General features: G+C 65.9%; 9 protein-coding genes, 1 tRNA gene and 1 pseudogene. 5 read left to right on the forward strand and 6 right to left on the reverse strand.

From position 1 onward, the window contains the following. Positions 1 to 562 precede the first annotated feature (562 nt). Both B5G02_RS06985 and B5G02_RS06990 read left to right on the forward strand, forming a co-directional pair. Positions 563 to 1465: a peptidoglycan-binding domain-containing protein gene (locus B5G02_RS06985; RefSeq protein WP_206383749.1), complete on the forward strand. Its 903-nt coding sequence runs from the start codon at positions 563 to 565 to the stop codon at positions 1463 to 1465. A 54-nt stretch (positions 1466 to 1519) separates the two neighbouring features. Further along, a tRNA-Gln gene (locus tag B5G02_RS06990) sits at positions 1520 to 1593 on the forward strand. Positions 1594 to 1642: 49 nt separating this feature from the next. Here B5G02_RS06990 and B5G02_RS06995 read toward each other — a convergent pair. From B5G02_RS06995 to B5G02_RS07005, 3 genes and pseudogenes are all read right to left on the reverse strand, one after another. After that, positions 1643 to 1924, reverse strand: a complete 282-nt coding sequence (locus B5G02_RS06995; protein WP_019239933.1) for a DUF2442 domain-containing protein — start codon at positions 1922 to 1924, stop codon at positions 1643 to 1645. A 9-nt stretch (positions 1925 to 1933) separates the two neighbouring features. Further along, positions 1934 to 2191, reverse strand: a pseudogene (locus B5G02_RS10315) (DUF4160 domain-containing protein). 87 nt (positions 2192 to 2278) lie between these two features. Further along, a complete protein-coding gene (locus B5G02_RS07005; protein ID WP_094335711.1) occupies positions 2279 to 3100 on the reverse strand; it encodes an ATP-dependent sacrificial sulfur transferase LarE in 822 nt (273 codons plus the stop codon). Between the two features lie 152 nt (positions 3101 to 3252). Here B5G02_RS07005 and B5G02_RS07010 point away from each other — a divergent pair, with 152 nt between their 5' ends. Further along, entirely contained in the window at positions 3253 to 3918 is a 666-nt protein-coding gene (locus tag B5G02_RS07010) for an HAD family hydrolase (RefSeq protein WP_094335712.1), read from the forward strand. An 83-nt stretch (positions 3919 to 4001) separates the two neighbouring features. Here the strand turns inward: B5G02_RS07010 and B5G02_RS07015 are convergent, their stop codons facing one another. After that, on the reverse strand, positions 4002 to 5120 hold the full coding sequence (locus B5G02_RS07015) for a LacI family DNA-binding transcriptional regulator (RefSeq protein ID WP_094335713.1): 1119 nt from the start codon (positions 5118 to 5120) through the stop codon (positions 4002 to 4004). A 165-nt stretch (positions 5121 to 5285) separates the two neighbouring features. On the opposite strand from B5G02_RS07015, the gene B5G02_RS07020 reads away from it, so the two are divergent. After that, a complete protein-coding gene (locus B5G02_RS07020) occupies positions 5286 to 6068 on the forward strand; it encodes a type III pantothenate kinase (RefSeq protein WP_094335714.1) in 783 nt (260 codons plus the stop codon). An 18-nt stretch (positions 6069 to 6086) separates the two neighbouring features. Here the strand turns inward: B5G02_RS07020 and B5G02_RS07025 are convergent, their stop codons facing one another. Together B5G02_RS07025 and nifJ are read right to left on the reverse strand one after the other, a co-directional pair. After that, entirely contained in the window at positions 6087 to 6743 is a 657-nt protein-coding gene (locus tag B5G02_RS07025) for an NUDIX domain-containing protein (RefSeq protein ID WP_094335715.1), read from the reverse strand. Positions 6744 to 7170: 427 nt separating this feature from the next. Then, positions 7171 to 10719 carry a pyruvate:ferredoxin (flavodoxin) oxidoreductase gene (gene nifJ, locus B5G02_RS07030; RefSeq protein WP_094335716.1) on the reverse strand — a complete coding sequence of 1183 codons (3549 nt, stop codon included), beginning with the start codon at positions 10717 to 10719 and terminating at the stop codon, positions 7171 to 7173. 750 nt (positions 10720 to 11469) lie between these two features. Here nifJ and B5G02_RS07035 point away from each other — a divergent pair. Next, positions 11470 to 12945, forward strand: a complete 1476-nt coding sequence (locus B5G02_RS07035) for an SHOCT domain-containing protein (protein ID WP_241146190.1) — start codon at positions 11470 to 11472, stop codon at positions 12943 to 12945. Positions 12946 to 13022: the final 77 nt, after the last annotated feature.

Here is a 13022-nt window from a genome sequence, read left to right on the forward strand (position 1 = left end):
CCGGCAAGGCCCGGGAGGGACCCTTCAAAGCATTCGGTATCCGGTTCTCAAGGTGCTGGTTCCGATAGATCCGGGAATGAGAAAAGCTAGCCTTCAGGTCTTGACTTCATATAGCTGGTCTCCCTTCGCGTCACGACCCATGGTGACAAAAAGATGTCGAGATTTCGTCTACGCGCGGAGCGCGAACGCGATTTTGCGCGCGTTCGCGGCTGCGTTTGTCCCCGCCCAAACACAAAGTGAGCGAAACGAACGGTTTATCGGTACCCCCTCGAGTAGCAAGGGGGTGCGCGCCAACAAAACCGCAGCTAGTTGAGTTGCCGTTTTGGCGGCTACTCGGCCACCCCCTCATAAAACGCTCGTTTCGCGTCGTTTGTTCATCGGAGGACGGCTGATATGCGCCGCGACGTGGCCTCAGGGGTGCGCCACGCGGTTTCGACCGCACGCCGCACGTGGGTTTACCGAGGAAATAGCCGCCACGCGGCGGGGCGCGCCGCCCCATCGGGCGCAGGGCGCGCAAACTTGCTAGACTATAAGGGATATGCAGACGCTAGAAAGAGGCAGCATGGAACCAATCACCACCGGGATGCAGGGGCCGGCCGTCGAGGACGTGCAGGCTCGCTTGGTCGGGCTCGGCTATTCCATCGACGCGACCGAGCTCGATGCCCGGCAGTTCGGCCCCGCCACGGCCTCTGCCGTCGCCGAATTCCGCAGGAACGAGTCGCTCGAGGCGGGCTCCGACGTGGACACCGAGTGCTGGAGCCGGCTCGTGGACGCATCGTATAAGCTCGGCGACCGCACGCTGTACCTGCGCCTCCCGAATTTCCACGGCGCCGACGTTATGGAGCTGCAGCACGCCCTCAATATCCTGGGCTTCTCGTGCGGCAAGGCGGACGGCGTCTTCGGGCCGCACACCGAGGCGGCGCTCCAACAGTTCCAGGAGAACGTCGGGCTCTTCGCCGACGGCATGGCGTTCCAGGACACCTACAGCTACATCAACCGCCTCCACCACATCTGGGAGGGCAAGCCCACGGTGAGCGACACAGAGAACCGCACGGGCTTCGCGCGCGCCGCGAGCGTGCTCGAGCACACGCGCATCGCCGTGATCGGCCAGGATCCCATCGCGCGCAACGTGGCGTCGCGCATGTGGAACATCGCCACGGCCACCACCGACCGCAGCGGCATGGTGCTCTGCGACAGCGAGGCGCCCGAGGACGTTGACGTCATCTTCGAGATCGCCGCCTCGCCGCTCCCCACGGACGCCGCACCGCGCGCGACCATCGTCCTAGCGGACGCTCCGAACATCTCGCAGCGCATCCGCACCGCGCTCGCCGCCGCGTCGGACAAGCCCGCCGTGCTGCGCTTCGAGCTCACGGGAATCACGCATTACGGGTCGTTCACCTCGAGCGATTCGCAGGCGCTCGCGATCCTGCTGCTCGACGGCGTTTGCGATGCACTGAGCGATTAGGTACACTTAGTGCGCTGACGCGCGGCTTTCCCGCGGCGTCGGCATGTGGTTCGTTGGGGCATCGTCCAGCGGCAGGACCCCGGTTTTTGGTGCCGGTTACGGGGGTTCGAATCCCTCTGCCCCAGCCACGATGTACATGCAATTCAAAGCCTGTATATCACATTACAAGTGAGCTCGTCACGCCACGCTTTCGCAATCGGTGTACAGACGCTCAGGCGCGATATCGATATCGCCCGGCCAACAAGCAGTGAAGCCGTCTGTGTACACCTTTTTGAACTCATTTTCATCTGCGAGCGCCTGAAACGCTGGCCATCCGAGATATCCGCTCATATCAAATATGCCACTTGAACGCTTGCGTTCCTTACCAACTTCGAACTCAAGCGCAAGCCTATACCCGTCAAGCGGAGAAACGGAGATGACATTGATCGGGAATGGCAAGGATCTAACGTCAACGTTCATTGCCAGCTCCTAACGCAAAGGATCGATCTTCATGGGATTGTGCCCGCTCTCAGCCAAATCCCAGTTGGCCCTCAAATCCTCGGAATGAATCTCAACCCATGCCTGAATGAGACGCTCTTGCTTCCTGGGCATAAACCCTTCGAGCCTGTTGCCATCGAAATCATAAACAGCTTAGTGCTCCCCATACCTCGCATGGAAATGCGGCGCAGGATGATCGCCCGCATACATGGATATGACAATGCCGAAAAACAGACTGATGGTTGGCATAGCTCCCCTTCCGCTTCCCTCGCTTTGAAATAACTATACCCTGCATGCTGATTACGCCACACGCGCTTGCAACAAGCGATGTCCTTCCTACCACGCGACGGGGCAGCCGGCAAGGCGCTCGAGCTCGGCGCGGAGCTCGCTCGTAAGCTGGTCGCGCTTGCACGCGAGTTCGTCCTCCTTGAACTCCAGCCGCATCTCCCCCGCGCCCAGGCGCGCGCGGACGGAGCGGAACCCGTGCTGGTGCAGCAGGTCCTCGCAGGCGCGCACGATGCCGAGCTTCTCGGCCGTGATGGGCTCGCCGCGACGCACGCGTGTCGCGAGGCACGCCTCCGCGGGCATGTCCCACTGGGCGAAACCCCAGGCGCGCAGCAGTGCGCGCTCCTCCTCCTTGCGCCAGCCCGTCTCCATGAGCGGCGACCGAACGCCCAGTTCGCGCAAGGCGCGGATGCCGGGTCGGTCCTCGAGGGCGTCATCCGCGTTGCTGCCGTCCGCAACGACCGCGATGCCGCGCGCCCGCGCCGCCTCGACGATCCGCTCGAACCCGAAGCGCTTGCACCAATAGCAGCGGTCGGCGGAGTTGCGTGCGATCTGGGGGATGCCGAGCGCGTCGTACGGAATGCCGAGCACCGGCAGGCTGGCGAGCGCGGCGGGTTCCGGCCGCTCCGGGACAGTGCCGTTGCCCGCGCTGCCCAGCGCTCCCTCCGCCGCCGCGCGCTCGGGCGTCGTCGTGAACGGCGTCTCGAGGCGGACGAGGAGCGTCGCCTCGGGGAGCACCCGCGCGCACACCGCCGCGAGGAAGGTGCTGTCCACGCCGCCCGAGAAGCCGATCGCCACCGATCCCCACGAGCGCAGCAGCTCCTCGAGCGCCCGCATCTTCCCCGCAAGCTCCGCGTTATTCCTCAGCTGCACCGCATCCCCTTTCCCGCGCGCCCATCTGGCTCATCATGACGCGATTCTTGTACCCGCGCCGCCGCGTATCTGGCACAATATCCCTGTTGCGACCTCGGCGCCAGCCGCCGTCGCCCGAACCATCCAAACCGTATCGCACCCCGGGAGCCGCCATGATCACCGCTGTCCTCTTCGACCTTGATGGAACACTCGTCGACACCGAAACGCTGAGCGCGGAATCGTGGCGTCGCGTCGCCGACGAGATGGGCTTCACCATCGACGACGAGACGATCTACTCGTTCATCGGCCTCACGCGCCCCGTCATCATCGAGCGCTACGGCGACAAGCTCGGCGGCCACGACCGCGCCGACGCCGCCTTCGACCGGCACTACGAGATCAAGTTCGAGCTCGCGGAGACCGATCTGCACCTCATGCCCGGTGCCGAGGAGGCGCTGCGCACCCTGTCCGCTCGCGGCTTCAAGCTCGGCCTCGCCACGTCCTCGATGCGCGACGTCGCGGAGCGCGAGCTCGCGCCGTTCGGCCTCATGGACATCTTCGATGCGAGCACCTGCGGCACCGAGGCGCCCGCGAGCAAGCCGAACCCCGACATCTACCTCGTCACGGCCGAGAAGCTCGGCGTCGACCCCGCCTGCTGCGCCGTGGTGGAGGATTCCTTCAACGGCGTGCGCGCCGGCCACGCGGCGGGCATGCAGGTCTTCCTCGTCCCCGACCTCGTCGCGCCGACGCCGGAGATCCAGGCGCTGTGCACGGAGCAGCTGGAGAGCCTCGACGAGCTGCCCGCGGCGATCGAGCGCTGGAACAGCGAGGGCGCGCGGTAGCACCCCGGCGGCGGGCGAAAGGCTCGCGTCGCATCCGCACCTCGCGCTCATCCGCGAGCACCGCCCGCGCTGGAGCGGCCGCGCTAGAGGAACGACCCGATATCGAGCTCAGGCACCCCTGCCAGCGCGCCCTCGCTGCGCGCATCCGCGCCCACCGTGCTCTCCCGCTCGAGCAAAAACGGGCGGATGACCTCGTGCGTCGCGCCTTGCCGCTGCTCCACGAGCGCGAAGGCGTCCTGATGCACGTGCACGACCGACTTCTTGGTCTCGGCCTCCTCGATCGAGCGCAGGAGCAGCTGTACGCCCTTGCGACCGAGCTCGTATCCGGCGGGCGAGCAGGTCGTGAGCCTCACCCCGCTCGACCACGCGAGCGGGTTGCCGTCGCACCCGGCGACCATGATGTCGTCGGGCACCGAGAGCCCCCGGGCGCGCACGCCCTCGATGGCACCGGTCGCGAGCACGTCTGACAGGGCGATGATCGCATCCGGCCGGCTCGCCACGTCCCGCCCCGCGAGCAGGGCGCCGAGCCGCGCACCGTCCCCCGTCCCCGCGCTCCGTCCCTCCTCGATGACCTCGACGTTCTCGACCCCCTGCGCCGCGAGCGTGGCGCGGATGCCCACGAGCCGCCCTGCGCGCTGGTAGATGTCCGGCATGCCGATCACCGCGACGCGCTCCGCGCCGCGCGCGAGCACGTGCTCCGCGACGATGGCGCCCTGCGCCTCGTAGTCGGGGGTGACGGCGAGCGCGTGGTAGGGCGCCTCGGACGCGCCGAGGTAGACCGTCGGCATGGGCAGGTCGAGCTCCTCGTAGCGCCGGGGGTTGGCGATGGGCTGCATGAGCACGCCCGCCACCTGCATACCGGCGAAGAACCGCAGGTAGCGACCCTCGCACGACTCGTCGCCGTTCACACAGAGCACGATGACGTCGTAGCCGTGCCGCAGCGCCTCGTTGTGCGCGCCGTTGGCGATCTGCACGCTGCAGCCGTGCGTGAGGCAGGGCAGGATGAGGCCGAAGACCTTGTTCGTCCCGCCCGCGAGCAGCCGCGCGCTCTGGTTGGGCAGGTACCCCAGGCGGTCGATGGTCTCCTCGATGAGCTTGCGCGTATCCGGCCGCACGCGCTCCGGATGGTTGAGCGCATTCGACACCGTGCCGAGCGAGACGCCCGCCTCGCGCGCCACGTCCACGATCCGAACCCTGCCCATGCCGCCCCCCTAGCTGCCCAGGATGATGATCTGATGCGATACGGTAATGTCTTTCACCTTGGTCGCATCTGAGTATAGCAAAGCGTTGAAACGCTTCACCCCGCACGCCGCCAGCGGCGCTGATATACAATGACCGTGATTGACCACCTCGCGCAAAGGAGGGCCATGCTCCTCGCTATCGATATGGGCAACACGCAAACCGGGCTCGGCCTCTTCGACGGGGACGCGCTCGCGTACGCGTGGCGCATGCCCACCGACCGCTCGTTCACCGCCGACGAGCTGCACGTTCGTCTGCTTGGCTACCTGCACATGTACGGCCTTTCGCTCGATTGCATCGATACGGTGGCCTTCGCGGGCGTCGTGCCCCAGCTCTCGCGCGAGTGGGAGCAGGCGGCGCGGCGCATCACCGAGCGCACGATCGCCGTGGGCAGCGCCACCGCCCAGGTGACGAAGCTCCGCGCACCCAACCCCGCCGAGGTGGGCGCGGACCGCATCGCGAACGCCGTCGCGGCCGAAACATGCTACGGCGCGCCCGCCATCGTGGTGGACTTCGGCACCGCCACCAACATCGATGTCGTGGACGAGGACGGTTACTACATCGGCGGGGCGATCGCGCCGGGCCTCCGCATCTCGATGGACGCCCTCGTGGCGCGGGCCGCGCGCATCGCGAGCATCCCGCTCGACGTGCCCGAGCGCGCCATCGGCAGGACGACCACCGAGGCCGTGCAGAGCGGCGCGATCCTGGGCACGGCTGCCATGGTGGAGGGGCTCGTCGCGCGCATACGCCGCGAGCTCGAAGCCCCCGAGGCATGCGTCATCGCGACGGGCGGGCTCGCCGGCCTCGTCGCCAATGCCACCGACGCCTTCGACGTGGTCGACCAGCAGCTCACCCTCAAGGGCATCGCCGAAATCGCCCGCCGCATGGGCATGTTCGAATCTGCTGAATAGGAGCGCGGCGGCGCGCCGTTACGCCTGGGCCGCCTCCGCGGCGAGGCGGTGCGCCATGACGTCGCAGGCGAGCGCGCCCACCACGGTCTTGGCGTCCTCGATCTTGCCGTCGAGCACGGCGTCCACGAGTTCCTGCACATCCACGAGGTCGACGTTCAGGAACTCGTCCTCATCCGGGTTGGCGCCCTCGAACGAGAGCTGCGTGGCCAGGTAGAGATGGATGAGCTCGTCGGAGAAGCCGCATGAGCTCGCGATGGTGGTGAGGTAGGCGATGCGCCCCGGCACGAAGCCCGTCTCCTCCTTGAGCTCGCGCTTCGCGCAGTCGAGCGGATCCTCGCCCGGCTCGAGCTTGCCGGCGGGGATCTCCACCGTCACGCGGTCGAGCGCGGTGCGGTACTGGCGCACGAGCGCGATCTTCCCCGATTCGGTGAGCGCGACGATCGCGACCGCCCCGTGGTGGCGCACCACATCACGGCGCGACACGCGGCCGTTCGGCAGCTTCACCTCCAGGCATTCGACGTCGAAGATCTTGCCGCTCCACGCCGTCTCCTGCGAGAGGATCTCCTCGTGCAGGTCCGCGTCGCGCTCGTCGTCGTCACCGAGCACGAGCTGCGTGTCCTCGGCTTCCGCGATCTCCTCGATATCCTCGATCGGCTGGTCGTCCTGCTCCGCCATCGTGCCTCCCTTTCGTCGCTGCACAGTCAAACGCCTTATACCCAACATGTCGTGCAACGACCCGCGCCGCGCCCGCGCGAACCCGGAGAGCCGATGATAAAATCCAGCCTGTCTGGTTTTTATCATGTCGGAGTGCCTGCAACCTGGTTCGAGCCTCGATACTGTGTGGGATTCTCGATGCGTCGAGTAGACGACCCCTCGGCGCTCGCGTTTCCTGCGGTTTTCCTCGCCAAAACCCCGGTCTACTCGCGCCTTTCAAAATCCCACACAGTATCGAGGCTCGAACGTGCCGGCCGCCCGTCCGACGCGCCCAAATCCTCGCATAACTGCGACCCCTAAACACGAAAAGGGGCTCCCGATCGCTCGGGAGCCCCTTCGAAGCGCTTCGTGCGCTCTCGCTCAGGCGGAACGGCGTCCGCGCGAAGCCTTAGACCTCGGCGTAGAGGTCCTTGAGCTTGAGCAGGTGCTGGTAGCGGGCCAGGGCAGCGTCCTCGTTCTCCTTGAAGAGCTTCTCCACCTGGTCCTCAGGAAGCACGCGCGCCAGCGAGGCGTAGCGGGCCTCGTTCATGAGGAACTCCTGGTACCCGCCCTTCGGCTCCTTGGAGTCGAGGGTGAACTTCTTGCCCACCTCGGCAGCGGGGTTGAAGCGGAAGAGGTTCCAGTACCCGCAGTCCACGGCCTTCTTCATCTCGGACTGGCAGTTCTGCATGCCGCCCTTCTTGATGGAGTGCATCTCGCAGGGCGCGTAGCCGATGATGAGGGACGGGCCGTCGTAGGCCTCGGCCTCCTGGATGGCCTTGAGCGTCTGGGCCGGGTTCGCGCCCATGGCGACCTGCGCCACGTACACGTAGCCGTAGCTCATCGCGATCTCGGCGAGGCTCTTCTTCTTGGTGCGCTTGCCCGCCGCGGCGAACTGCGCCACCTGGCCGAGGTTCGACGCCTTGGAGGCCTGGCCGCCGGTGTTGGAGTACACCTCGGTGTCGAACACGAAGACGTTGACGTTGTGGTCGGAAGCCAGGACGTGGTCCAGGCCGCCGAAGCCGATGTCGTACGCCCAGCCGTCGCCGCCGAAGATCCAGAAGGACTTCTTGGTGAGGTAGGACTTGTCGGCAAGGATCTTGCCGGCCACCGGGCAGCCGTCCTGCTCGGCCTGCTCGAGGGCAGGGATGAGCGCGGCGGCAGCGGCCTTGGAGCCCTCGGCGTCGAAGCGCGCGTCGAGGTAGGCCTGGATGAGCTCCTTGGTGGCCTCGGGGGTCTTGTCGCTCTCGAGCATGCTGTTCAGCTCGACGACGATCTTGTTCTGGACCGCCTCATAGCCGAGGAACATGCCCAGGCCGTGCTCGGCGTTGTCCTCGAAGAGGCTGTTGTTCCACGCCGGGCCGTGACCATCCTTGTTGACGGTGTAGGGCGAGCGCGCGGCCGGGTTGCCCCAGATGGAGGAGCAGCCGGTGGCGTTGGCGATGAACATGCGGTCGCCGCAGACCTGCGTCACGAGGCGCGCGTACGCGGTCTCGGCGCAGCCGGCGCAGGAGCCGGAGAACTCGAGCAGCGGCTGCTTGAACTGGCTGCCCTTGAGGTTCGCGGTCTGGAGCACGGGCTTCGGCGCGACGTGCTCGACGCAGTAATCGAAGGTCTTCTGCTCCTCGAGCTCCTGCTCCTGGGGCACCATGGTGAGGGCGCCCTTCGGGCAGACCTTCGCGCAGTTGGTGCAGCCCATGCAGTCGAGCGGGCTGATGGCCATGGTGAACTTGAGGCCGGTGTCCTTCGGCATCTTGATGTCGAGCGTGCGCATGCCCTCGGGCGCCGCGGCGATCTCTTCCTCGGTGAGGCCGAACGGACGGATCGTGGCGTGCGGGCACACGTAGGCGCACTGGTTGCACTGGATGCACTTCTCGGCGTCCCAATGCGGCACCATGACGGCCACGCCGCGCTTCTCGTAGGCGGAAGCGCCCTGCTCGAACTGGCCGTCCTCGTGGCCGGCGAACGCGGACACGGGGAGCTCGTCGCCCTCCATGCGGTTGATGGGCTCCATGATGGTCTTGACCTGGGCGATGAGCTCGGGGCGACCCTTGAGCTCGGGCGCGGCGTCCTCATCGGCGGCGTCGGCCCACTCGGCCGGGACCTCGACCTTCTGGAAGGCGGTGGCACCGGCGTCGATGGCCTTCCAGTTGGCCTCGACCACGTCCTGGCCCTTCTTGGCGTAGGACTTCTCGGCGGCGTCCTTCATGTACTTGATGGCGTCCTCCTGCGGCAGCACGCCGGCGAGCGTGAAGAACGCGGACTGGAGGATGGTGTTGGTGCGCTTGCCCATGCCCACCTGCACCGCCAGGTCGATGGCGTTGATGAGGTAGAGCTGGATGTCGTTCTGGGCGATGTAGCGCTTCTCAGCGGCCGAGAGGTGCTTCGACAGCTCGTCGAAGTCCCACTGGCAGTTGATCATGAGCGTGCCGCCGGGCTTCACGCCCTGGGCGATCTTGAAGTGCTTCGTGATGTAGCTCGGGTTGTGGCACGCCACGAAGTCGGCCTTCGTGATGTAGTACGGGCTCTTGATGGGCTTGTCGCCGAAGCGCAGGTGCGAGATGGTCACGCCGCCCGTCTTCTTGGAGTCGTACTGGAAGTAGGCCTGGACGTACTTGTCCGTGTGGTCGCCGATGATCTTGATCGAGTTCTTGTTGGCGCCCACGGTGCCGTCGCCGCCGAGACCCCAGAACTTGCACTCGATGGTGCCCTCCGCCGCGGTGTTCGGGGCGTCCGGGTCCATGGGCAGCGAGAGGTTCGTGACGTCGTCCACGATGCCGATGGTGAACTCGCGCTTGGGCTCGTCCTTCTTGAGCTCCTCGTAGACGGAGAACGCGGCCGCGGGCGGCTCGTCCTTCGAACCGAGGCCGTAACGGCCGCCGACGACGGTGATGCCGGTCTTGCCCGCCTCGTAGAGCGCGGCGACGACGTCCTCGTAGAGCGGCTCGCCGATGGAGCCGGCCTCCTTGGTGCGGTCGAGCACGGCGATCTTCTTGACGGTCTCGGGGAGCGCGGCCACGAAGTGCTCGACGGACCACGGACGGTACAGGCGCACCTTCACGAGGCCGACCTTCTCGCCCTGGGCGTTGAGGTAGTCGATGACCTCCTCGAGGGTGTCGCAGAAGGAGCCCATGCACACGACGACGCGGTCAGCGTCCTCGGCGCCGTAGTAGTCGAACAGGTGATAGCTCGTGCCGAGCTTCTCGTTCACCTTGTTCATGTAGTCCTCGACCACCGCGGGCAGGTTGTTGTACGCGGTGTTGCAGGCCTCGCGGTGCTGGAAGAAGACGTCGCCGTCCTCGTGCGTGCCGCGGTTGTGCGGGTGCTCGGGGTTGAGCGCGTGATCGCGGAAGGCCTGGACGGCGTCCATGTCGCACATCTCGGCGAGGTCCGCGTAATCCCACACGGCGACCTTCTGGATCTCATGCGAGGTGCGGAAGCCGTCGAAGAAGTTCAGGAACGGCACCTTGCCCTCGATGGCGGCGAGATGCGCCACCGCGGAGAGGTCCATGACCTCCTGAACGTTGGTCTCGGCGAGCATGGCGAAACCGGTCTGGCGGCAGGCCATGACGTCGGAGTGATCGCCGAAGATGTTGAGCGCATGGCTAGCGACGGTACGCGCGGACACGTGGAACACGGCCGGTAGGTGCTCGCCTGCGATCTTGTACATGTTCGGGATCATGAGCAGAAGACCCTGAGACGCGGTGTAGGTGGTGGTCAACGCGCCCGCGCAGAGCGAGCCGTGGACGGTGCCCGCGGCGCCGGCCTCGGACTCCATCTCGATGACGTTCACCTTCGTGCCAAAGATGTTCTTCTTGCCCTGAGCTGCCCACTGGTCGACATGGTCGGCCATGGGGCTGGACGGCGTAATCGGGTAGATACCCGCAACCTCGGTGAACGCATACGATACGTACGCGGCCGCCTCGTTGCCGTCCATGGACTTGAACGAACGCGCCATATACCCCTCTCCTCTCGTGTAGGTATACAGTCCCCGGTAAGCCCGTGCAAACCGGTGATTCCACGGCGCTTATGGCGTTTCCGCATGTCAAGCATGATTCGGCGAACGCGGCGATTCGTGCCCGGCAGCGGAAATCCACATGCTCCATTATTGTAACGCGTATCGGATGCGCGCGGGAGCAAAACTGGGGGCGCTGGAGGAGTTTGTGCGGGAGCACGAGCGGGACGGAACGGGCGCCCGCGGAGGCGGCGCCCGCAGCGGACGCGGACAACGGGGCGGCGAAATCGCTTCGAGCGCAAACTTGTCAGCTTTAAGCGCGAAGGCCTTTTACAGAAACGCTTCGCGTGTAAAAGCGGCAACTTTGTGCGCGAAGGGCGGCGGGGCTCCGCTCCACCACGCCCCGCTGATCTTTACGCTCGCTCGAAACCCCGAAGATCTATAACACGATGCCCAGCTGCCACGCGGCAAGCTAGAAAAGCGCGGCAACCTCGAAGGCTCGACCGTGAGCGGGCGCATGCGCCGGCGCAGCGTGCGATACGAACTGCGATACGAGCCGGATCTTCCATGGATACAATTACATCAGACCCGTAGCGAGCTGATCGTCGACTTGGAGGAATCATGACCGCCGCGCAGGAGACATCTTACGAAAGCCAGATCGTCCGATACTTCCTAAATCTCGTCTCTACTAAGGGCGAACTCAGTTGTGCTTTGAAATCCTGCATTGCTGCGTGCCCGTCGTGCCCACCGGAGGTGCTGGCGAAGCTTGCGACTGAGGAAGATCTGGTAATTCGTTGGGAACTCTCCCAGAACCCCTCGTGCCCGCCGGAAACGCTGAAGCAGATTGCGGAGGACGCGTTCTACGCGTGGTCGCACGGCGCGGAGGAGATGGAGGGCGACTCCTGGCAAACGTTGACGCTGTGCGCCGGGAACCCCGCGTGCCCGCCGGATTTGCTCAAGAAGCTCGCAAAGGACGGGGACCGGGATGTGTGCCAGGCGGTCGTCGCGAACCCCTCGTGCCCGCCGGACCTGCTCGCGGCGCTCGTGGAGGACGAGGACGAGTGGGTGCGCGGGGCGGTTGCCGAAAACCCCTCGTGCCCGCCGAAAACACTGACGGTGCTCGCGAGTGACGGGGACCGGGATGTGCGCCGGGCGGTCGCCGGGAATCCCTCGTGCCCGCCGGACCTGCGCGCGGGACTCGCAACGGACGAGGACGGGTGGGTGCGCCAAGCGGTCGCCGCAAGACCCTCGTGCCCGCCGGAGACACTGGCAGTCCTTGCGAGGGACGAGGATCAGAATGTACGTGAGGCATGCGCCCGGAACCCCTCGTGTCCGCCGGACCTGCTTGCGCGGCTCGCTGAGGACGAGAGTCACGCCGTACGCGGGTCGGTCGCCAGAAACCCCTCGTGTCCGCCGGAACTTCTCGCGGTGCTCGCGGCGGACGAGGACGGATGGGTGCGCAAGGCATGCGCCGGTAACCTCTCGTGTCCCCTGGATCTACTCAAGAAGCTCGCAAAGGACGGGGACCGGGATGTGCGCCGGGCGGTCGTCGCGAACCCCTCGTGCCCGCCGGACCTGCTCGCGGCGCTCGTGGAGGACGAGGACGAGTGGGTGCGCGGGGCGGTTGCCGAAAACCCCTCGTGCCCGCCGGACCTGCTCGCGCGGCTCGCTGAGGACGAGGACGAGTGGGTGCGCGGGGCGGTTGCCGAAAACCCCTCGTGCCCGCCGGACCTGCTTGCGCGGATCGCTGAGGACGAGAGCCAAGCCGTGCGCAGGGCGGTCGCCAAGAACCCCTCGTGTCCGCCGGACCTGCTTGCGCGGCTCGCTGAGGACGAGAGTCAAGTTGTGCGCGAGACGGCCGCCAAAAACCCCTCGTGTCCGCCGAAGGTGCTGGCGAGACTCGTGGTGAACGAGGATCCTTGGGTGAGCCCGAAGGCCGCAATGAACCCCTCGTGCCCCATAGCAGAGGTTATGCGGCTTGTTCTCGATAAATTCTGCTCTCGGTTCGGTTCGGTAAAGCCTACTCTCGATGAAGCTCGGCAGGATAGAGCCAGATGGCCCCGGACTGCCGAGAACCAGGTTCACCCGACGAGCCCCTCGCCTGAGCTCGCTGGAAGAACGGACGCATCTTTTGTGGACGAGCTCGAGCGGCTTGCCAGACTCCACAGGGAGGGGGCACTCGGCGACGAAGAGTTCGCCGCCGCGAAGCGCAAGCTGCTCGGCGTCTAGCGAGCACTCGGAGAAATTCTCTGTTTGGCATGCATAAAATTACATCAGACCCGTAGCGAGCTGATCGTTGACTTGGA

It is taken from the genome of [Collinsella] massiliensis (genome assembly GCF_002161605.1).
GTDB lineage: Bacteria > Actinomycetota > Coriobacteriia > Coriobacteriales > Coriobacteriaceae > Enorma.